We start from the raw sequence: 23,639 nt of genomic DNA, 5'->3' as shown, positions 1-23,639 counted from the left end.
TAAAAAGACTATATCATTACAGAATTCCTGCAATGATATAGCATATAGTGACATGGTTATAATTTTACCAACCTTCGTTTTGCTTAATAACACCGTGGCTGTTTACAATCTCCACCTGCGGAACTGCCCAAACATTATGAACAGCCGGATTGAAGTTTCTTGGGGCCCAAACCACATTTCCTTCCATTCCGTGAAGAGGTTTGGCGTATGTTGCCTGTGCATCTCCCCAACGTACAAGATCTCTGTGTCTGTCTGCCCATTCACCAGCTAATTCACAACGTCTTTCATGTTTCAGATCAGCCAATGTACAGCCTGTTTTTGGAGCTAAGCCTGCTCGTTTTCTGATCATGTTAATTTCGGTATCTGCAGACTGTCCTTTCATCAATAAAGCTTCTGCTTTGATAAGAATTACCTCAGCATAACGCATAATCGGGACTGCAAGGTCTGTACAGGGATAATCTCCGTTGGAATTTACATGTCCTTCTTTTAATGAGTATTTGAAGGCATCCATATATTTATTAAACTGAGCTTTTGTAACTGAGTTGGGTGTAGTATAAGTTCTTGTTGTTCCATTAAAGGTAAACTGATCTCCTTCTTTAAGAATGGTTACACTTCTCCTAAGGTCTCCAGCCTCATATTCATCATACAATTCTTTTGTAGGCTGGAAATATCCCCAGCCATTATATTCTCCCCATCCTTTATTTTCAAGCATTACACCAGGAAGAATACTTCCCCATCCTGTAAATTTGGTTGTACCTGGAACAGACCAGATATATTCTGTACTGTAGTTATTTTCTGCTTTAAAAACGTCTGCAAAATTTCCCAGAAGAGTTCTGTTTCCTTTCGTCATTACTTCATTGGCCCAGAATGCAGCATTATCCCAATCCTTCATAAACAGGTATACTTTTGCCAACAATGCCCAAGCTGCTGCTTTGTGAGGCCTACCATAATCACTTGCAGGAAGTTCTGCCTGACTTGGTAATAATTCGGCTGCTTTTTTCAGGTCTGATACGATGTAATCATAATTCATTTTAACATTAGCAGTCCTTGGAATAGGGTTTGGATCCGGTTCTTTAGTACGGTCTATAATAGGAATTCCTGCTTTTTCATTACCATAGTTAGAAGCTAATTCAAAATACATTCTGCTGCTCATGAATAGAGCTTCACCCAAATATTTATTTTTAACCGCTTGAGAGGTCTGAATATTATCAATATTACGGATCACACGATTGGCCACCCCAATTACATTGTATCTTTTATTCCATTGGGTTTCAAGATCACCGGATGCGATATAGTTGCTGCTGAAGTTTTTCGCGTTATCTGCTTCCCCTCTGTTTCTTCCGGTTACCATATCATCACTTGCATTGATGAACCAAAAAAGTCCTCTTCCATAAAACTCACTATCAAACAATGGTTTATACATGGCATTAGCTCCTGTAATAAGGTCATTTTCTGTTTTCCAGAAGCTGGCTTCCGTAGGCGTTCCTTCGGGCTGAACATCCAGTTCTCCTGTACATGACAAAAGCATTGCGGATATTCCTGATATTAAAAATATTTTATTGAAAAATTTCATTTTTTAACTTTTTGTTGATTGTAAATTATAAACCGATTTCCACTCCGAATATGAATGAACGGGCCTGAGGATATCTTCCAGTATCTACACCGTAAGAATTCATTCCCACTTCAGGATCAAAACCTGTATATTTTGTAATGGTGAATAAGTTGTTAGTCGTTATATAGATTCTCACTTTATTCACATCCAGTTTTCTGTAAAGTTCCTGTGGTAATGAATATCCAATCGTAAGGTTTTTAAGTCTTAAGTAAGAACCGTCTTCCACATAGAAGTCTGATACCTTGGAGTAATTTCCGGACGGATCACCCTGAACCACTCTTGGAATATTGGTATTGGTATTTTGAGGCGTCCATGCGTTAAGGATATCTTTTTCCATGTTGTAGTTCTGCCCTGTTCCACCTGGGTTCAGCGTAATAAACTTCAATCCGTTGAAAATCTTATTTCCGTATACTCCCTGGAAGAATACATTCAGGTCAAAGTTTTTCCAGGTCATATTATAAGAAAATCCATAAGAGAATTTAGGATAAGGGCTTCCCAGATTTACAAAATCATTGTTATTAAGAGTTCCTGTATTTCCTTCTTTTTTCAGAAATTTAATATCTCCCGGTTTAGCATTCGGTTGGATAAGCTGCCCGTTTGCGTCTTTATAGTTTTTAATTTCTGCTTCAGACTGAAATATACCGTCTGTTTTATATCCATAGAAAGAATAAAGAGGGTCCCCGATCTTTACACGGGTTGGTTTCAATACTCCTCTCACTCCATTGTCATTGATAAATATCTCATCTACACCAGCTAACTGATTCACCGTATTTTTTAGTTGACTAAAAGTTGCTCCGATGGAATAAGTGAAATCTCCTGATTTTTTACCGTTATAATTGATTCCCAATTCATATCCTTTGTCCTGAAATAATCCGGCATTTACATACTGATTATTGTAAGTAGACGTACTTGGTAAGCTTACATTAAAGATCTGATCTTTGGAATTTTTCACAAAGTAATCAAACTGTAAAGAAAGGCTGTTGTGCAGGAATGAAGCATCCACCCCAAAGTTGGTTTGTTCAGATTTTCCCCATTTCAAATCCGGGTTAGGACGCGTGGTGGCGTAGTAAGCAATATTCTGAGAAGGATTCTGTCCGAAAATAATATTATTTTCTCTGGTCATTAAAGGATTTACCGCCTGTGGAGAAATACCGCCTAAGTTCCCCAGAATACCATAACTTCCTCTTAATTTCAAACTTGAAAGCCATGAAATATCCTGCATGAAACTTTCTTTAGAAACGACCCATGCTCCGGAAAGTGCATAATAATTAGCAAAACGGTTCTGTTTAGCTACCAAAGAAGAACCATCTCTTCTTCCCAATACACTCACAATATATTTACCGGCATAATCATAGTTTACTCTTGCCAGATAAGATACCAATGCCTGTCTGTATTTATAACTGGATACTTCCTTATTCGTATCTGCTGCATTTTGTAGGTGTTGGAAGACTTCTGCTTCACTTCTGAAATCGTAAGATTTTGCCAGGAATCCTTCTTCAATCGTTTTCTGGAAAGTAAAACCACCCAGGAAATCAAAATTGTGTTTACCAGCTGCAATTTTATAAGTAAGGAGCTGCTCGGCAAGAGCGGTAGAGGAATTATTAGACTGATATTCCAGATTATTGGTATCAAAAATCTTCCCGATCTCAAGAACCCTGTACGTAAAGTTCTTTACATTTCCCAGTTTAAAGGTTTGTGAAAAATTAGACCTGAATTTTAAATCTTTTGCTAAAGTAATCTCTGCATAAGGATTGATCAAAATCTCATGAGTAGGGTTTCTCAAGTTGATTCTTTTAAGATAAGCAACCGGGTTAATCATATCTCCATATCCTCCCGCTACATCAATCGGTAATCCTGAAAAAGCGCCGGATGGAGTATAAACAGGTACATTGGGTGGATAATACATTGCAGCTACTACGGCTCCAGTATATCCGCTCTTGGTATCTGCAGTATTACCATCTGAGTAATTGTAATACATATTTTCTCCAATCGTTAACCAGTCTTTTATTTTATGTTCAGAATTAACTCTGAAATTATAGCGTTTTGCCTGTGTATTTAAAAGAATTCCTTCCAGGTTTCTGTGATTCATCCCTACAAAATATCGGGACTTCTCATTTCCACCACTAAGATTCATATTATACTCCTGAATAGTTCCTGTTCTGAAGATTTCCTTCATCCAATCTGTTCTGGTCATTCTTCCGTCCGGATACAGAGTAGGATTGAATGCCTTCGGTAAACTTGAAAGCTTACCAGCATTGTTGAATGCCTGGTACATTACATCCTGAAATTCAGCAGCATTTAAAGACTCTTTCAGTCTCCATGCCTGGTTAATTCCGTATTTCACATCAAAATCTACCGTAAGAGCTCCTTTTTTCCCTCTTTTAGTGGTAATAAGAATAACCCCTCCTGAAGACCTTGCTCCATAAATGGCAGCAGCAGCATCTTTAAGAACAGAGATATCCTGAATATCATTCGGGTTAATGGATGGGGTTCCGTTAAAAACCACTCCGTCTACTACATAAAGAGGTGTTTCTCCGTTAATACCTCCTAAACCACGGATATTTACTTTAGGTGAACCATTGGGATCTCCACCTTCATTCACAACAGTTACTCCGGGAGCTTTTCCCTGAAGAACTTCTCCTACTCCGGATAAAGATCTGGAAGTAAGCTTGTCCAATGAAGCCTCCGTAACAGCACCGGAAACTTTACTTTTCTTCTGTGTTCCGTATCCAACAACAACAATCTCGTCAATGGATTTTTCTTTTAAACTGTCTTTTTTTTGAGAGAGGAACATCGGCGAAGCTGAAATTGCACCAATAAGTAATACCCTACCCGTTAAGTATGTTACTGAGACAGGGATTTTAAATACATTCATGACATCCTTTTTAATTAGACGCAAAATTAGAACAGCCTTCCCCCCCGTTACATTAAGGTTTCCTTATGTTTTTATTAAGAAATTTTGGTTTTTCACCTCTACTGGATTCTTTTTATCCACAATTTTTCAATACTATAAAATGAATAAAATAATTATTCCGTTAGTATTGTGTACAAAAGTGATATTAACTTTATTTTAAGTTTATAACTCCATCGGAGACAATAAACAGGTGTAAAGTGACCGATTTCCTTTTTTCTACTGAAGTATTCCAGACTAATAAATGGCAGACTTCCCTTTTCTTTTTTTACATTTGCTGAAAATAGATTTTCCTTCCTCGTGAATAATCAAAAACAAATTATGAACGGAGTTAGAAAAATGAAAACAATAAAAATCTCACGAATTAAATGACCATTATCATTACAGGAACCTCATCAGGAATTGGATTTGCTTTGGCCGAATACTTCGGTAAAAAAGGGCACAAAGTATATGGTTTAAGCCGAAAACATACAGAAAGTCAATATTTCACGTCCATCCCTACAGATGTTACAGACAACTCTGCTGTTCAGAATGCCATTGCTGAGGTCCTGAAAACCGAAACCAGAATTGATGTTCTTATCAACAATGCCGGAATGGGAATGGTAGGAGCAGTGGAAGATTCTACCAAGGAAGATATCCTTAAACTTTTCAGTCTTAATCTGGCTGGCCCAGTTCAGATGATGAGCGCAGTTCTTCCAACGATGAGGACTCAAAAATTCGGAAAAATCATCAATGTATCCAGTATTGGGAGTGAAATGGGCTTACCGTTCCGTGGGTTTTACTCTGCTTCAAAATCTGCTTTGGACAAAGTAACGGAAGCTATGAGATATGAAGTGTATCCCTGGAATATTGAGGTATGTTCACTGCATTTAGGTGATATTAAAACCAATATTGCAGATAACAGAGTGATTGCACAGGTCTCTCAGCCATATAAAAATGTTTTTGATAAAGTGTACGCTTTAATGAATTCTCATGTAGATGAAGGAACAGAGCCTTTGGAAGTGGCAGAATACATTGAAAAACTTTTAGGAAAGAATAAATGGAAAGCTCATTATTATTTTGGTAAATTCGGGCAGAAAATCGGAGTACCTTTGAAATGGATTCTTCCTCAGGGAACTTACGAGAATTTAATGAAGAAATATAATAAACTGGATAAAAATTAGTTGATTGATAGAATGCATTGTCATTCTGAACGGAATGCAGTGCAGTGAAAAATCTTTTGTATTTTTCATGAGCCTTCAACTTATATTCGGAATCACCTATTGAAGTTATTTTTTAAAATATTTTTTGTTCTGTTCTGCGTTTTTACACAAGCGCAGAAAAAACAGTATTGGCTGATTGATACTGAGACTAAGGTTAGAAAAAAGGTAAAGGATTCAACTTCTGCTGTAAAATTCCTGGATTCTCTGGCTCAGAATAATTATTTTTTCACTCAGCTGAAAGACGTAAAAGTAAAAGGTGACAGCACAGAAATTTTCTTTGACAAAGGGAAAAATTTTAATGAAACCTATGTGAATCTTTCCGATTCCATTGTTCAGAAACTGAAAGTTCAGAAGGATTTTTTTACGAAAAATTTAGATTCCACCAAGAAAAGCATCAATAAAAGTTATATTGATGACGGATATTCTTTCAGCAGAATAAAATCAAAATACAAAGGGCAGAAAAACGGATTTCCTGTCATAGAACTTGACATCAACAAAAATGATAAAAGAACGATCAACGGTTTTGTCATCAAAGGATATGATAGGGTTCCCAAAAGATTCATCAAAAACCTTGAAAAAGAATTTAAAGGAAAGAACTATGATGAAAAGAACCTGCTGGCCATCAATAAAAATTTTCAAAGCCATCCTTTCGTGATGCTTGACCGGCAGCCACAAACTTTATTCACCAAAGATTCTACCAATATCTATCTGTTTTTACAGAAGAAAAAGACCAATACCTTTGATGGAGTTATTGGTTTTGGAAATGATAAAACGGATAAGTTCACTTTAAATGGTACCATGAATGTGAATTTCAGAAATATGTTCAATGGTTTTGAGACGATTAATTTATACTGGCAGAGAAATCCTGATAAGGGACAGAATTTTGATCTTCAGGTAGACATTCCTTATCTGTTCAAATCCAATGTAGGGATGAATACAAAGGTAAATATCTACAGACAGGACTCTACGTTTGCCAATGTAAAATTCCTTCCTGCATTTTATTACCATATCAATAACCGTAACAAAATTGGTCTCCGCGCCACTCTGGAAACCTCAACTGTTATAGATTCCCTGTATGCTATCGGAAAAGATTACAACAAAAAAGGGATCGGGATCTGGTTTGAAATGACTGAGCCTACCGATATTGATCTTTTTATGTACAAAACAAGGATCAATGCGGGATACGATTATTTAACAACAACGTATACCAAAGGAAATATAAAAGCAGCCCAAAACCAGTTTTATTTCTCCGGAGAGCATAATTACCATATTTCAGGGAACCATTTCCTCAATATCAAGGGAGAAGGAGCCATGATGGATTCTAAAATTGAATTTTCCGCTAACGAACTTTACCGTTTTGGAGGCTGGAACTCCATGCGGGGGTTTAATGAAAACTCTCTGGCAGCCGACTTTTATTATTACGGAAGTCTGGAATACCGGTACCTCATCGGTAATCAGGCATTCTTCGATCTATTTGGCCAATACGGACAGCTCAATAATAAATCACTGAATGTGAAACCCAAACTCTACAGTGTGGGACTTGGTTTCAATTTCTTCATTCCAATCGGGTTGATGAGCTTCCAGCTGTCGAATGGTAACGAGTTTGGAAATCCGTTTAAGTTCAATGACATCAAGATTCACTGGGGAATTCTGAGTAGATTTTAAAGAGAAAGGATGCTGCTTTAAGTTACTATTTTAAGTAGTAACCCTGTGATTAAAAGCTACTAGAATATGTTCCAGTTATTTTTTTAACTTCAATCATTCCCAGCTTCTGACTTCCCGCTTCCCGCCCTATATAATAAAACAAAAGTGCCTACATAAAGACAAACTTCCATTTTACCATTCTGTTAATTATTTATGTTAAAAAATACATAAATCGTATTTTTATTTTAATATGAACTTAAAATTTACGTAATAATACCCGGCTAAATTTGCATTCAAAAAAAATGAAGAAAACTTTAGCTACGTTTGCAGTTTTTTTACTTCCCTTATACATTACAGCTCAGGAGATTGCTGTTTCCGGAAATGTAAAATCTGAAAATGGCACCAGTGTTTCAGGGGTAAATATTACCGACAAAAACACCGGAAAAACCGCTACAACAGATGAAAATGGGAATTTTACCATTTCAGCTAACCCAAAAGATATCCTGGAATTCTTTTCTCCTGATTTTTCTGTGTATACTGTGGAAGTTTCCTCAAAAAAACAGTATTCCATTGTGCTAAAGAAAACCAATGAAAAACAGATTGAAGGGGTTGTTATTACCGCTCTGGGAATCGCCAAGAAAAAGGAAAAGATTGGATATTCTACGCAGGAAGTAGGAACCAAACAGTTTGAAACTATTACCACTCCAAGTATCGGTAATTTATTCTCAGGACAGGTAGCGGGTCTGAATGTTTCCAACCCAACAGGAATGCAGCAGGCTCCTCAGTTTACCTTAAGAGGAAATTCCAATCTGGTATTTGTGATTGATGGAGTGATCGTAGAAAAAGAGGTTTTCCAGAACTTAGATCCCAACAATATAGAAAACATCAACGTACTGAAAGGAGCAACCGCTTCTGCATTGTATGGTTCAAGAGGACGGTACGGAGCGATTCTGATTACCACAAAAAGCGCTAAGAAAAAAGGATTCTCTGTAGAATTTTCTCAAAACACCATGATTACAGGTGGATTTACCAATCTTCCAAAAACCCAGACTGAATACGGGAATGGTTCTCAGGGGAAATATGAATTCTGGGACGGAGCTGATGGTGGAGTGAATGACGGAGATATGATTTGGGGGCCGAAATTTGTTCCCGGATTAAAAATAGCCCAATGGAACAGCCCGATCAGAGATAAAACAACCGGACAGGTTATTCCCTGGTATGGAGCCGTAACAGGTACACAATATAATGACAAGTCAAGATATGAAAGGGTTCCGATTGACTGGAAATACCACGACAACCTGGATACTTTCTTAAAACCTGCCATTATCAATAATAATAACTTCGCAATCAGCTATAGAAATAATAAAGATATATACAGGTTTTCAGGAAACTTCATGAATTACGATGACAGGGTTCCCAACTCTTATCTTCAGAGATACGGGATCAACTTCTCTTCTGAAAATCACCTGGGAGACAAGTTCATCTTTGATACTAAATTTAATTTCAACCAGACTTTTACTCCTAACGTACCCAATTACGAATACAATCCAAGCGGCCACATGTATACTATTCTGATCTGGATGGGTGCCGATGTAGATGGAAAAGCCCTGAGAAATCACATGTGGATTCCCGGAAAAGAGGGTGTAGCACAGGCTAACTGGAATTATGCATGGTACAATAACCCATGGTTCGGTGCTGAGTATTATAAAAATCAGAACAGAACCAATATTATTAATGCACAAACCGGATTAGAGTATAAGGCTACAAAAGATTTTTCGGTAAAAGGAAAAATTTCCATTATTGAGAATCATAGCAAATCGGAAATATTCAGTCCTTATTCTTATTTCAATTACAGTGCCCCAAGAAGTGGTGGATATATTCTGAATGATATGAAAACATGGAACCTGAACTATGATGTACTGGCCACTTATAAAAAGAAAATATCTGATAATTTTGATTTCACTATTAATGCCGGAGGTTCAGCTTTTTATTATAAGAATAACAGGAATGAAAGATCTACAGATGGTTTAAAAATTCCGGAAATCTATACTTTTGAAAACTCTATCGGAGCACTTAAAAATTTCAGCTACCTGAAAGAAAAACTGATCTACAGTGCTTATTCTACGATTGATATCGGGCTATACAATGCTTTCTTCATCAATATTTCCGGACGTAATGACTGGTCTTCTACTTTACCGAAAGCCAACAGATCTTACTTCTACCCTTCTGCATCCATCAGTGCTGTGATTTCTAATCTGGTAAAGATGCCGGAGGCTGTTAATATGTTAAAGCTTTCTGCTTCATGGGCAAAAGTGGCTTATGATTTCCAGCCTTATTCTATCAGAAATTATTACTCAAATAATAAAGGAATTAGCTTCAATGGTAACCCAACTTATTTATATCCTACCACTTTAAATGTTGAGAATACTTTAAAACCTGAACAGACTAAGTCTTATGAATTGGGGTTAAGTGCCGGATTATTTAATAACAGAGTTACTTTAGACGCCACTTACTTCAGAACACTGGATTATAACAACATTCTGGAGTTTCCAAGTGCTGAATCTTCAGGGTTCATCTCCCAATATGTGAATGGTAATGAATACACCACAAAAGGTTTTGAAATTTCCCTGGGAATTGTTCCGATAAAGACCAGTAACTTCACATGGAGAACATTAATCAACTGGAGTACTTATGAACAAAAACTGACTTCTATCTATAATAACATGCCTAATTATAAAAATATTAAGCTTGGAGAAAGAATGGACAGTTATTATGATTACACATGGCAAAAATCTCCAAACGGACAGGTAATTCTGGATGCTAAATCCGGTATGCCGACAAGAGCCAACACGCAAAGTAATTTAGGGCATTTCAATCCGGACTGGACTTTTGGTTTCAACAATACCTTCAAGTATAAAAAAGTATCCTTAAACATCGGAATCGACGGAAGCATCGGGGGAATCATGAGATCTCAGGTAGTTGAGAAAATGTGGTGGGGCGGAAAACATCCGAATTCCGTTGCTTACAGAGATCGTGAATATGCTAACCCGGGAACCTATTACTTTGTACCGAACGGGGTAAACTATGATCCGGCAACAGGCAAGTATACTCAGCATACTACACCTATCAATTTCCAGGATTGGGCACAGAACTATCCGTATCAGGCCAGGGTAACCCAGGATGAAAGTGAAGAGTTCGCTAATGTTTTCGACAGAACTTTTATCAAGCTAAGGTCTGTAGTTCTGGAATACGATTTCTCTTCTTTACTGAATCCAAAAGGAATGATTAAAGGATTTACTGCCAATATCTCTGCTTATAATCTGGCGATGTGGAAAAAATCTAAAAACCTTTATTCAGATCCTGATTTCCAGATCAAAACAGGCAGAACAGATGATATCACCAATGATATTCAGGATCCTTCAAGCAGATGGTTCGGGGTCGGATTTAATCTTAAGTTTTAATTAAAAAGTACGTCAATACAATGAAAAATAATATACATAAGAATGGGTTGAAAGGCAAAACAGCTAAATGGCTGATTAAATCAGTATTTGCAGCAGGACTGTTAACCTTCGCTTCCTGTGAATCCAACCTTGATAAAATCAATGAGAACCCTAATGACCAGGCCAGCATTGATCCCAAATATCTTTTAACCTATGTATCAAGATCTACTTTTCAGGTGGATGGTGATAATATGTATGCATCCAGAATGATGATTGGTACCGATGGGGAAAATAAATACCAGTACATGAAGTGGAATGATGCTTCCTTTGAGATCTATACTAAAGCTCTCTTGAATACCACAAAAATGATGCAGGAAGCAGAGAAGATCAAGAATAAAAATTATATAGCAATCGGTAAATTCTTAAGAGCTTATCACTTCTTTACTACCAGTTTAAGAGTGGGAAGTATTCCTTATACTGAAGCTGTAAAAGGTGAATCTGGCATTACACAGCCTAAGTATGACAGTCAGGATATCGTAATGGCCGGAATTTTATCGGAACTAAAAGAAGCCAATGATCTGATTAATACCAATGATAAAATTGAAGGTGATATTGTTTTCAACGGAGATGCAGCGAAATGGAAAAAATTAATCAACTCATTCCGTCTGAAAATTCTCATCACCTTATCTAAAAAAACAACAGTCGGAAGCTACAATATTGCAACGGAATTTGCATCTATTGCAGGAAGCCAGCCTTTGATGACTTCTATATCAGACAACGGTGAGCTTAAGTTTGCAGATGCTGCAGACAGCCGATATTCTATGTTCAACAACAGTGGATATGGATCAAGTTTGTATATGGCAGACTATTTCATTAATATGTTTAAAGACAGAAAAGATCCACGTTTATTCACATTTGCCTCTCAGACTACCGGAGCTAAAGAAGCTGGAAAAGCCATTACAGACTTTACAGGTTACAATGGCGGAGATCCTGTTTCTGCCTATTCTGAAAATGCTAAATTAATTACAGCAAAAAATATATCTAAGGTAAACGACCGTTTTTATAAAGACCCTACCAATGAGCCTTCTTCAGTGTTAAGCTATTCAGAACTTGAATTTATTCTGGCTGAAGCAACTGCAAGAGGATGGATTTCGGGATCTGCAAAGACTCATTATGATAATGCGATTAAGGCTAGTTTCAGTTTTTATCAGACCTATGTAAAAAATCCGGGACAGTATTTTACAGGCTTTGATGTAAATCAGTATCTGGCAACACCATTAGTAGTGTACAATAACGCAGCTCCATTACAGGAACAGGTGGAAAAAATTATCACTCAAAAGTATATGACTATGTTCCACCAGTCACAATGGACTTCTTATTATGATTATTTAAGAACAGGATATCCTAATTATCCTTTAAAACCTGGCGTGCCAGCTCCATTCAGATTCAGGTATCCTCAATCTGAATACAATTACAACAGCACCAATTTAAAGTCAGCTCTTACCGCTCAGTATGGCGGGAATGATGATATTAATTCCAAACCTTGGTGGTTACAATAGAAATCTGACTTATTTTTATACCTAACAAAGAAATCGCAGGAAAATCCTATTAACTTGCGGTTTCTTTCTTTATTACGATTGATCATGAACAGAAGAGAATTTTTAGAAAAATCAAGTATTTTATTAGCAGGATTGGGCACTTCAAGTGTTTTACATCCAGCTATCCTAAAGGCTTTGGCTATAGATCCGGCTGCACAGTCTACTTTTTATGATGCAGAACATGTGGTTATTCTGATGCAGGAAAACCGTTCTTTTGATCATGCTTTTGGAGCTCTCAAAGGAGTTCGTGGGTTTCTTGATAAAAGAACTTTTATTAAACAGGACGGGCATTCTGCTTTTTTTCAGAAAGAGAAATCCGGAAAATATGCTGCTCCCGCCCGTCTGGATCTGAGAAATACCAAATCAACCTGGATGAGTTCCCTTCCGCATTCCTGGGAAAATCAGCAGCAGGCTTTCAATAAAGGAAAGTACGACCAGTGGCTTCAGGCAAAAGCTTCAGGTAACGAAAATTATAAAAACATTCCGCTTACATTAGGGTATTATAACCGTGAGGATCTTCCGTTCTACTATCAGCTTGCAGATGCCTTTACCATATTTGACCAATATTTTTGTTCTTCCATGACGGGAACTACTCCGAACAGACTTTTCCATTGGTCCGGAACTTTGAGGGAACAGCAAAACGGTAAATCAAAAGCGAATGTAGTAAATGATGATATTGATTATGATAAAGCCAGACAGGCTAAATGGAAAAGCTTCCCGGAAATTTTAGAAGAACAGAATGTTTCATGGCGTATTTATCAGAATGAAATCAGCCTTCCTAAAGGATTATCCGGAGAGCAGGAGGCATGGCTGAGTAACTTTACAGATAATCCAATTGAATGGTTTTCAAAATATAATGTGAAGTTTTCAAAAGGATATTATGAACATATTCCTAAAATGATTGCTTCATTGAAACAGGAAATCCTGAAAAAGCCTGAGCAGAAAAAGAGACTTGAAGCCATTATTACAGAGCTTCAGGAAGATGAGGTGAAATACCACCCGGATAATTACGCAAAGCTTTCTCCAATGGAAAAAAATCTCCACGAAAAAGCTTTTACAACCAATTCCAATGATCCTGATTATCACAATCTGGAAATTGGGAAAGATGAACACGGAGAAAGACTGGTTGTTCCGAAAGGGGATGTATTATTCCAGTTCCGTAAAGATGTGGAAGAGAAAAAACTCCCATTGGTTTCCTGGCTGGTAGCTCCGGAGCATTTCTCAGATCACCCCGGATCTCCCTGGTATGGTGCCTGGTATATTTCTGAGGTTCTGAATATCCTGACCAAAGATCCTGAAATGTGGAAAAAAACGATTTTTATTATCAATTATGATGAAAATGATGGGTATTTTGATCACGTCATTCCTTTTGCTCCGCCATTGAATCCAAGCCAGCCGGTTGATATTAATGGAAAAAGCGGTGTGGAATATGTAAGCAAAGATCAGGAATATATGTCTGATCCTACTTTAAAAGATTATGAAAAAGCAGAAGGAACAGTAGGATTAGGTTATAGAGTTCCCATGATCATTGCTTCGCCATGGACGAAAGGTGGTTTTGTAAATTCTGAAGTTTCAGACCATACTTCTGTACTACAGTTCCTTGAGAAATTTATCATGAAGAAATTCAATAAGAATGTTCATGTAGATAATATCAGTGAATGGAGAAGGGCAATCTGCGGAGATCTTACTTCAGCTTTTAACGCATCCAATATCAAAGTTCCTCAAATGAATTATCTGGATCAGAAGGATTATGCCAAAACCATCAACGCAGCTAAAAATAAACCTGTTCCTCAATTAAAATGGTACACTGAAGGTGAATTGAAAAATGATTTGCTTGAAATTCAGGAAAAAGGAATGAAGCCTTCCAATCCTCTGCCTTACAACTTCCTTGTGAATATGGAAGGCGGGAAAATTAAAATGACCAATCTAAAAGAGAATGGTGTTCCGCTTCATCTTTATGACAGAACTCAACTGAACGGAAATAATTATTATTTTTCTTATGCTCTATACTCCGGAAAGGAACTGTCTCATCCGGCAACCCAATCAGGAATGTATGATTATGAAGTTTTTGGTCCTAATGGTTTTTTCCGAAAGTTTAAAGGGAACAGTATTTCAACCACAGAAGTTATTTTAATTAATAATACTTCAAAAAATGAGGTTGAGATCATTATTAAAAATGGTAAAAAAGGAAATATTACCCTTGAAAACGGGTATGAAAAAAGTAAGAAAACAATAAGTATTCAGAAACCGGAAGAGAAAATAGTGATCAACGTAGCTCCATTCAAAGGCTGGTATGATATCATTGTAACATCTGGTGAGCAAAGTTGGCATTTTGCAGGAAGAATAGAAACAGGAAAGGTTTCTGTTTCAGATCCACATTGGGCATAAGACTTTTCTTCTATAAAACATGATAAATCCTGTACAAACGTATGGGATTTTTTTTGGCCGAAAAGTGAAATATTTTTCAAAAAAAATCCATTACGAAAGCAAAATAGTCATCAATATAAAAATTATCATATATTTATTTCATAGTTTGTTGATTTTTATTATTTTCACTCTACTAATATTAAGATCATGAATAAATTAAAATTAACGGTTGCAATGTCTTTATTTGCAGCAGCCATATGCGGAAATCTGAATGCACAGGATACCAATACGGACAACCATACGATCACTATTTCGATCCCTGAGGTTGCCCTGGTAGACATTGAACCTGCCGCTACAAAAAATATTACATTAGGATTTACAGCTCCTACAGAAGCTGGAAACCCTATTCTACCTAGTGCGGCTAATACAACTTTATGGCTTAATTATTCTTCTATCAAATCAGTAGCAGATCCTACCCGTAATGTAAGTGTAAAAGTTAATGCTATTATTCCGGGAGTAGACATCCATGTAACTGCTGCAGCTGCAACAGGCTCTGGAGCTGGTACGTTAGGAACATCTGCAGGTCTTTTAACATTAAGTGCTGCTGACCAGACGATTATTTCCGGTATCGGAAGTGCTTATACAGGCAATGGTACTAATAACGGACATAATCTTACTTATGCACTTGCTGCAGGAAGCGGACCTGGTGGTGTAGCTGCTTATGCAGACTTACAGGCAACTGCCACTACTGTAGCTACCGTTACTTACACAATATCAGATAACTAGAATTTTTCAATAAAATTCAATTTTGCATTTCAAAAACAAGAAGAAATTGTATCCCAGTTTCTTCCTGTTTTTATATTATAAATAATAAACCTATAAACTTTATATGATGATAAAGCGTATTCTTCTTTTAATCACTCTGATTTTGCAGTTCAGTTTTTACATGCCGGCATTGTGGTTCTGAATGGGCTTACGCATTCCTACAAAATAGAAAACGGAAAAGTTTATAAAGGAAAGGTAGCGATTGAAAATACGGGAAGCACCCCACAAACTGTAAAATTATTTTTACAGGATTTTACTTATCATGCAGACGGAACAATTAATTACACGGAATTGCACACCCAAAAGAGGACTAATGGAGACTGGATAAAATTCAACACCAATCTGGTTACTTTAAGGGTAAAGAAAAGACGGAAGTCCTGTATGAGATTACCGTTCCTAATCAAGTAATGGATCCTGGCAGCTATTGGAGTGTTATTATCGTTGAACCTGTAGAAGATATAAAGCCAAGCGACAAACAACCTGGAGTAAGCATTACCTCTGTTATACGATATGCTATTCAGGTTATTACAGATTATGATACAGAAAAGGCCAAACCGGACCTTAGATTTGAAAATATCAAAGTAGAGAAAGAAGAAGGAAAACAAACCGTGAAAGTAGCAATAGCCAACAATGGAAATCTTTACTGTAAACCCACAACAGCTATTGAGATTTACAACCGTAAAACAGGAGAAAAAATAGGAACCTTTTCCAGTTTAAAAATGGGATTACTTCCTTCTACTTCTAAAACCTTTTACATTGATATCAGTAAAGTACCCCCTGCACAGTACAAAGCAACTGTAATAGCAACGGATGAAGACGAGAACGCATTTGCGCTCAATGTGGAACTAGAAGTAAAAAATGATTAAAACCTGGATATTATTTATTGTTATACTATTCCCGTTATTAGCTTTTTCTCAACAACAGCCAACCCGATTGGTCAGTAAAAAAGATAGCTTAATGCCGGGAATGTCTACTTCTATTCCCTTCAGTCTGCAAAACAATTCTTCTGAGAATAAAGTATATGATATTTCAGTTACTACTTCAAATCCGCTTATTACCCCTATTTTAGAAAAAGGGGAATTTCAGATCTCATCACAGGAAAGCTCGGTATATCTCGTTCCTTTACGTATTTCAGCAGAAGCTACGCAAGGGGAATACTCTATCACATTAAATATTACAGACCGCTCTAGTGGATTAGCTTCCACAAAGACTTCATCTATTACAATTTCTGCAAACAGAAAGCTTTCCCTTACAGCCCTGGAGTCTCCGGAGTTTACAAGAGCAGGAGAAACGATACGTGCCTCTTTTCTTCTAAAAAATAATGGGAATGTAACTGAAAACCTTACTCTCCAAAGTAAAAATGCGATTGTAGATCATGATCCTTCCATCACTCTGGGTCCAAATGAGTCAAAGATTATTACCATACATAAAGCTACCAGTCCTGAATTGGGACAGAATGAATTTCAAAACCTAAATCTTTCGGTAAGTTCAAAAGATAATCCCAAAGAGGATCAAACGGTTTACATAAGTACCCAGGTTATATCTGTACATCCTGCCAATCAGGATATTTATCACAGACTTCCGGTTGTTGCCTCATTATCCTTTATCGGAATGAAGAATATGGGAATATACAATGATGGCTTTCAGGGCGAAATCTATGGTAAAGGCTCATTGGATAAGGAAAATAAAAATCAGATTGAGTTTCATGCTGTAACCCATAATCCTATTGAATTAAACACTTTTACTCAGTATGAAGAATATTTTATCAACTATAAAAGGGATAATTTATTTCTACACTTAGGAGATAAAACCTACTCTTCATCATATTTAACTGAGTTTGCCAGATATGGCCGTGGTGCAGAAATCAGGTATGATTTTAATAGAGTAAGTGTGGGAGGTTTTTATAACCGTCCAAGGTTTTTCAGAGATATTAAAGATGAGTTTAATATCTATACCGCACTCAAAATCCGTAAAGAGTCTGAAGTTTCAGTTGGGTATCTGTACAAAATGCCCATGAAAGAAGAATCTGACATTAGAAATATAAGTGCAAACGCTGAAGCTCACCTTCCTTACACAAAAGGAAAGTTTAAAATTTCAAAGCACATCAATCTTTCCGGAGAATTTGCCTACAGCACAACAAAAAACGCTGAAGGAACCGCTTATATGGCACAGGCTGAGGTAAATTTCAATAAATTCAATGGGAATTTAGCTTACATGAAGGCAAGCCCTCAGTTTGCAGGATATTTTACCAATACCAATACTTTCAGCGGGTATCTTCAATACAGGCTGACGAAAAAAATCAGTGTTCTCGCCAATTATATGCAGGATGCTAAAAATTTCCAGAGAGATACTTTATTTCTGGCTGCTCCTTATAGAAAATATCTGCAGTATGGGATCCAATATAAATACCTGTCCAATGGTTCTATCATTATCAACCATGGTTTTCAGAAATATCAGGATCGTTTAGAACCTAAGCAGTTTGATTATTATGAACGTTTCTTCAGAGTAAGCATAGATCAGCGTATCGGAATATTTCAGGTTAATCTTGAAGGACAGTTTGGAAATACAGACAATTATCTGACTGGATTTAATGGACATTCCAGTTTATATGCAGCCAATCTCTCATTTGAAAAGTTTAAGACCTCTTTTAGTCTCTTTGGTAGCTATGCGATTACTTCCAGATATCAGCTTCAAAACCAAAAACAGCTTTATTATGGAGCAAGAGTCTTCAGTAAGTTCTCTGATAAAACCAGCTTAAGTCTTTTTTATCAAAACAATTATATTCCTGAAGAATATTTTAAAGACAGAAACTTATTTGAACTTCTGTTTCATCAACAACTATTTCCGGGAAATGAGCTAGATCTTTCAGGGAGATATTCATTACAGAGAGGCCAGCTGGGAGATAAAGATTTTATATTTTCTATGCGCTATACATGGCGTCCCAATATTCCGGTACAGAGAACTGCCGAATACGTTTCTCTCTCCGGAAATGTTGGTAACCTTGGGATAAAAAAAACAGAAGGTATAAGATTAATGCTGGGTAATTATCTATCCGTTACTGATAAAGATGGAAATTATATTTTTAAAAATGTACTCCCCGGTAATTATTTCCTTGAGATAGACCGTTCAACAACAGCTATTAACGATATTCCTACAGTTGGCTTTCCAGCTACAATGTCTCTCCTTAACAAAGAAAATATTTTCAATTTCGGATTAACTGCTGCAGCCAATGTACAGGGAAAGGTTCAACTTTCGGAAGCAGAGAAAAAAGATCAAACAGATATTGATGCATTACAGACTAAAAAAGGTAAAAATAAAAGAGAAAGCATCATTATAGAAGCAATTAGTAACGATCAGACGTATCGTAAAGTATGTTTTATCGGAGAAGATTTTGATTTCACTTATCTCCGACCGGGTGACTGGACCATTAAGCTTTATAGAAATGGTCTTGATAAGCGTTATAAAATTCTGAACGATAAATTTCAGTTTACGTTACAGCCTTCGGAAATAAAGAAACTCAACATCCAGATCGTAAAACAACAGATAGAAATTAAATACCAGCAGGAATCCTTAAAAGTAGGATATAATGTAATAAAAAATAAGAAATGATTCTGAAACGCACCCTATTATTCGCATCTTTTATTTTGTCCGGTTCATTATATTCTCAAACTAATGCTACCTTAACTTTACCTGTGGTTACTTTAATGGATATAGAACCTACAGGAAATATCACTTTAAATTTTACAGCACCTACCGAAGCTGGAAACCCTCTTACGAATCCAACTCCCAATACATCAAAATGGGTTAACTATACTTCTGCTATTACCAGCGGAGGACTTACCCGAAAAATTACAGCAGCTATTAGCGGTACTCTCATTGCCGGAGTAGATATCAAATTACAGGCAGCAGCAGCTTCCGGAGCAGGAGGAGGTACATTAGGAACGCCTTCGGCACAAGTTACCCTAACCAACACTCCGGTTACCATCATCAGTGGAATTGGTGGGGCTTTTACTGGGAACGGAGCCAATAATGGACACCGACTTACAATTTCCCTGGTTCCCAATACTTATGCCAACTTAGCCACCAAAGCCAGTACTACCCTTACCATTGTTTATACCATCACAGAATAAAAAATGAAGCATGAGAATGAATCACCATCTTTTCAGAAGAATCTGCATAAAAAGACATTTATATATTTTCCTTTTACTCATCGGTAGCTGTATGAATGCACAGGTTGTAAATGTATCCGGAAACTGGACAGCCACTATACCAGCTATCACCGAAGCCGGGAGTAATTATGCAGGAACTTATGATAATTCCGTTAGTAACGGCAGTAATCAGATCACTTTATCCGGTACACTACCAGGGTCTTTCCTCAATCTTCTTTCAGGTTCAGGAGCAAAGATGACCATGCGTTATACCCCAAACCCTTGGAACAATGCTCTGACTCTTTCTGCTAAAAGAACCGGCGGAACAACAACAATACATGGAGTCTGTGTTCTTTGTACTTCCTCTATTAATGGTGGAACTACTTATATCCCAATATCCCAGACCGCTGATACAACTTTTGTCACTTTTACTTTTAGTGGTGTTCTAGGACTGGGTAATAGTGTAACTTTTGCAGATATCAACTTAATATTGCAGCTGGCTGGTGTTTCTGTAACAGTTCCAACAAATACTTACAGTGCACGAGTAGTTTTCACCATCGTTGCGAATTGATGCAGCGTATTACTAAAAATAATAAGTTTGGAGAAATAAGACTCTACTCTAAAAAAAGAATCCTTTCCAAAATTTGGAAAGGATTCTTTTTTACAATAAATTCAGTATTTAATTTAGTGTTTTGCCCACCAAAGAGGGGTAAGTACTGCATCTTGTCCGCCCAGTAGCTGTACGGCTTTCGTATACCCATCCTGATCTGTATTTCTAAAGGTACTTGGATATCTTAACCTTTGAGGGAAATTCTGAATAGAATTGGTCATATAATTTCCTGAATTCAGATTGGGTAAATTAACCAACGGTGTTTCTATCGCAGGATTTTCAAAGAAAGGTAACCCTAGTCTTCTTTGATCACTCCATGATTCCAACGGAAGCCATGGCATATTGGCAATATATTTTTGAGTAATGATTTTCGTAAGCTTATCATTTCTCACTGAACCGTTTTTGTAAATCGTATTTACTGGATATTTAATTTCAACAGAAACCATATTACCCGTAGAAGGATCTTTATAGTTCATAGTATGGCTGGCTCCCGGCTCTGTTACATGCGTATAGGCAACAGAAGTTCCGTCACGGTTATAATCTGTTGAAGCAATATACTGTGTATAGAATTGAGACACTCCATTATATGCGAAACTATCCTGAATTCCTTTATTATAGGCTGCTAAATCACTCATAGGAACAGACCAGCCTTTTAAAGCAGCTTCTGCCATCAGAAAATAAGTTTCCCAGCTTGCGAAGAAAATTCGGGAATTTTTACCTTCTCTATATTGTTTTCCTAAGGCCGGCATACATCCGATAACCCCTCTTAATCCGTTTCTCTGACCTTTTACACCCCAGTTTCCTATTGTTGTGGTATTCCAGGTATTTACGGTATTAATTGTAACCTTAGAACCGTTGGCAAAAGTAAGGTCTCCTTTATTGGTAGTAGCCTGGCTGGTATAGGTAGGATAAAGTGAATAAATCGGGTTGGTAAGATCTCCCGGAATATAAAATGTTTTATAAGCTCTTGGATCTATTTTATTAGGAAGTCCATCCAGCCAATATCCTGCACTAGGATCATTCGTCATTGTAGAAAATTGTTCATCATATTTTATTCCAATATAATCGGAAGCTTTTACCGCGGTATGCTGTGCGGCCGGCAATTGATCTGTAGAATTAACCCCACCTAAACCGATATACATATTATTAAGTGTAGCTGATAAAATCTGAGAGTTCCATTCTCTGGACATTACTCCTGATAAAGGATTCCAGCCGGTATCTTCTTTAACCTTAAAATTATCATCACTTGTACTGATGAACATATTAGAATTGGCAGCACTTTCAAACTCAGCTTTTGCTTTTGCAGGATCTACCTCTGAGATTCTCATAGCAACTCTCATTCTCATGGAGTTGGCATACTTTACCCATTGGCTCCATTTAAATCCATAGGCCATGTCATAAGCACTGGGATTGGAAGGAGCAGGCTGACTGACATCTATTTTAGCTGCTGCATCCTTCAGCTCATCTAAAATAAAATAGTACACTTCTTTTTCAGAATTAAAGCCAGGATTTACTTTTTTAAATGCCTGAATAGGCTGTGGACCAAAATTATCAGAGAATTCACTCATTAAATAAGCTCTCCAGATTCTAGCTACCTGTGTAAGATTATCATAGTAAGGTTTACCCTGTCCTATTGCTTTCTTTTCGTTAACGATATCAATAGTTGCATTGGCATTATTCAGCCATTCTGAAATTCCTTTCCAATATTCTATGGTCCAGGAATCATCGTATGACCCACCTGCAATTCCTGTTGTCAGATGCTGTCTTGATGCAGTTTTCCAATACAGAACAAAGGTACGTTCAGCAATATTGGGATCCTGTTGGGCACCCAAAATAGAATTGTTTAAGAAATATTCCGGTTCAGCACTGTTAATATCAACAGCATAGGGGTCATTATTCATGTCTTCAAAATCGCTGCATGAAGCAAGAACCGCAGCAAGTGCTATGAAAGATAAAATATACTTTTTCATAATATTATTATTGATATTAAAAGCCTAATGTTATTGTGAATAAATAAGATCTGGTAGTTGGAAATGAAAGATTTTCAAACCCTACAGCATTGGAGTTGATAGCAAATACGGACTCAGGGTCTATGCCTTTTGCTTTACTATATAACATCCATACATTATTTGCTGTGAAAGCAACCTTTGCACTTTGAAGGGCAAATTTTTGAAACAGGCTTTTAGGAAAACTATAGGATACCTGAATATTTCTTAATCTGATATTGGTTGCATCATAAATATTCTGTTCTGTAATACCTAAATTTCCTACTGTTACAGCTGCCCAATAATCCTGTTGGGTGATTTCCTTGGTATTAGATGCATATCCACCACCAGGCTGCTGTACTACTGCATCAAGAACAAAATTATCTCTTCTTCCTCCAGGAGCCGTATCAGATGCAAGGCCTACTTTCTGCAAAGCCGATTGTGTTGCTGAATAAAATTTTCCACCAATACGTCCATCAATCTGAAAAGAAAGTCCAATATTTTTATAACTAAAGCTATTGGTAAGTCCAAATAACATTCTCGGATTTTGATCTCCTAAATAATACTGATCGGGAGTTGCCTGAGGTAATCCGTTTGCTCCTACAATCAATTTTCCAAAATTAGGATTATTAGGATCTTCTACTCTTAAAAATTTAGTTCCATAAATAGCTCCATAAGGTTTACCTACTTCAGCAAAAAATGTAACATTATCATAACCGCCCAAAGGATATTTAGAAAGAGGGCCATAAATCTCTTTTATCTCACTTTTTAATTTTGAAAAATTGGCATTTACATTCCAGTTAAAGTTTTCATTTTTAAAAATATCAGTGTTCAAAACCACTTCAATTCCACTATTTTGAAGTTTCCCCCCATTAATTTTCATATTCTCATACCCTGAAAGAGGATTCATAGGTAGATTAATTAATTGTTTTGTTGCTGTGTTCACAAAATAACTTACATCCAGAGAAACTTTGTTAAAGAACTTAAGATCTGCCCCTACTTCAAAACTCTTTAATTTTTCAGCTTGTACCCCAGCATCATATAGAATTTTTAATCTACTTAAAATTGCATGTCCTGTAGGATCAGCAGCAAGTCTGTAAGTATTGTATAACTCATAAGGATTTAATCCGTTACCAGTTACTGCATAAGCAGCGCGAAGCTTTGCAAACGTTAATACTTTAGAAGTTGTACCATTTAGTTTATGTAACATATCTGTTAAAACCAAAGATGTACTTAGAGCAGGATAAGAATAGGATCTGTTTTCTACATTTAAAGTGGAAGACCAGTCATTCCTGAA

The 23,639-nt window shown here is 36.8% G+C and carries 15 protein-coding genes (1 of these 15 running past the window's edge); 11 read left to right on the top strand and 4 right to left on the bottom strand.

The window, feature by feature from the left end; all coding sequences use genetic code 11:
* Window positions 1-64 precede the first annotated feature (64 nt).
* Together BOQ64_RS05550 and BOQ64_RS05545 are read right to left on the bottom strand one after the other, a co-directional pair.
* Window positions 65-1,573: a RagB/SusD family nutrient uptake outer membrane protein gene (locus BOQ64_RS05550; protein WP_129054071.1), complete on the bottom strand. Its 1,509-nt coding sequence runs from the start codon at window positions 1,571-1,573 to the stop codon at window positions 65-67.
* Window positions 1,574-1,598: 25 nt separating this feature from the next.
* Window positions 1,599-4,487, bottom strand: coding sequence for a SusC/RagA family TonB-linked outer membrane protein (locus BOQ64_RS05545; protein WP_129054069.1), 2,889 nt, complete (start codon window positions 4,485-4,487; stop codon window positions 1,599-1,601).
* Window positions 4,488-4,891: 404 nt separating this feature from the next.
* Between BOQ64_RS05545 and BOQ64_RS05540 the strand changes: the two genes are divergently transcribed.
* The 11 genes from BOQ64_RS05540 (at window position 4,892) to BOQ64_RS05495 (ending at window position 20,318) form a co-directional block, all read left to right on the top strand.
* Window positions 4,892-5,686 carry an SDR family oxidoreductase gene (locus BOQ64_RS05540; protein WP_129054067.1) on the top strand — a complete coding sequence of 265 codons (795 nt, stop codon included), beginning with the start codon at window positions 4,892-4,894 and terminating at the stop codon, window positions 5,684-5,686.
* Window positions 5,687-5,785: 99 nt separating this feature from the next.
* Entirely contained in the window at window positions 5,786-7,390 is a 1,605-nt protein-coding gene (locus BOQ64_RS05535) for an autotransporter assembly complex protein TamA (RefSeq protein ID WP_129054065.1), read from the top strand.
* 281 nt (window positions 7,391-7,671) lie between these two features.
* A complete protein-coding gene (locus tag BOQ64_RS05530) occupies window positions 7,672-10,830 on the top strand; it encodes a SusC/RagA family TonB-linked outer membrane protein (protein ID WP_129059657.1) in 3,159 nt (1,052 codons plus the stop codon).
* Window positions 10,831-10,850: 20 nt separating this feature from the next.
* The gene (locus tag BOQ64_RS05525) at window positions 10,851-12,368 is read left to right on the top strand and encodes a SusD/RagB family nutrient-binding outer membrane lipoprotein (protein ID WP_129054063.1); all 1,518 of its coding nucleotides are present in this window, start codon (window positions 10,851-10,853) and stop codon (window positions 12,366-12,368) included.
* Window positions 12,369-12,452: 84 nt separating this feature from the next.
* Window positions 12,453-14,795 carry a phosphocholine-specific phospholipase C gene (locus BOQ64_RS05520; protein ID WP_129059656.1) on the top strand — a complete coding sequence of 781 codons (2,343 nt, stop codon included), beginning with the start codon at window positions 12,453-12,455 and terminating at the stop codon, window positions 14,793-14,795.
* A gap of 186 nt (window positions 14,796-14,981) precedes the next feature.
* Window positions 14,982-15,560 (top strand): hypothetical protein, encoded by a 579-nt coding sequence (locus tag BOQ64_RS05515; RefSeq protein WP_129054061.1) that lies wholly within the window; start codon window positions 14,982-14,984, stop codon window positions 15,558-15,560.
* Between the two features lie 171 nt (window positions 15,561-15,731).
* A complete protein-coding gene (locus tag BOQ64_RS23725; protein WP_228448226.1) occupies window positions 15,732-16,007 on the top strand; it encodes a hypothetical protein in 276 nt (91 codons plus the stop codon).
* Window positions 16,007-16,465 (top strand): WxL protein host-binding domain-containing protein, encoded by a 459-nt coding sequence (locus tag BOQ64_RS23720; RefSeq protein WP_228448224.1) that lies wholly within the window; start codon window positions 16,007-16,009, stop codon window positions 16,463-16,465. The genes BOQ64_RS23725 and BOQ64_RS23720 overlap by 1 nt, the downstream gene beginning before the upstream one ends.
* Entirely contained in the window at window positions 16,458-19,208 is a 2,751-nt protein-coding gene (locus tag BOQ64_RS05505) for a hypothetical protein (RefSeq protein WP_129059655.1), read from the top strand. Before BOQ64_RS23720 ends, BOQ64_RS05505 begins: the two co-directional genes overlap by 8 nt.
* Window positions 19,205-19,729, top strand: coding sequence for a hypothetical protein (locus BOQ64_RS05500; protein ID WP_129054059.1), 525 nt, complete (start codon window positions 19,205-19,207; stop codon window positions 19,727-19,729). The genes BOQ64_RS05505 and BOQ64_RS05500 overlap by 4 nt, the downstream gene beginning before the upstream one ends.
* Window positions 19,730-19,745: 16 nt before the next feature.
* Window positions 19,746-20,318: a hypothetical protein gene (locus BOQ64_RS05495; protein ID WP_228448222.1), complete on the top strand. Its 573-nt coding sequence runs from the start codon at window positions 19,746-19,748 to the stop codon at window positions 20,316-20,318.
* 113 nt (window positions 20,319-20,431) lie between these two features.
* On the opposite strand, the gene BOQ64_RS05490 is transcribed toward BOQ64_RS05495, so the two are convergent.
* The gene (locus BOQ64_RS05490) at window positions 20,432-22,327 is read right to left on the bottom strand and encodes a SusD/RagB family nutrient-binding outer membrane lipoprotein (RefSeq protein ID WP_129054055.1); all 1,896 of its coding nucleotides are present in this window, start codon (window positions 22,325-22,327) and stop codon (window positions 20,432-20,434) included.
* 16 nt (window positions 22,328-22,343) lie between these two features.
* On the bottom strand, window positions 22,344-23,639 hold the final stretch of the coding sequence (locus BOQ64_RS05485) for a SusC/RagA family TonB-linked outer membrane protein (protein ID WP_129054053.1). Its footprint extends 1,611 nt past the window's final position; 1,296 of the gene's 2,907 nt are visible here — the last part of the coding sequence; its start codon lies off the right edge, out of view; its stop codon occupies window positions 22,344-22,346.

Origin of the sequence: Chryseobacterium sp. CH25, from assembly GCF_004119455.1 — a bacterium.
Classification (GTDB): Bacteria; Bacteroidota; Bacteroidia; order Flavobacteriales; family Weeksellaceae; genus Chryseobacterium.
This window is presented reverse-complemented; position numbering and strand designations above follow the sequence as displayed.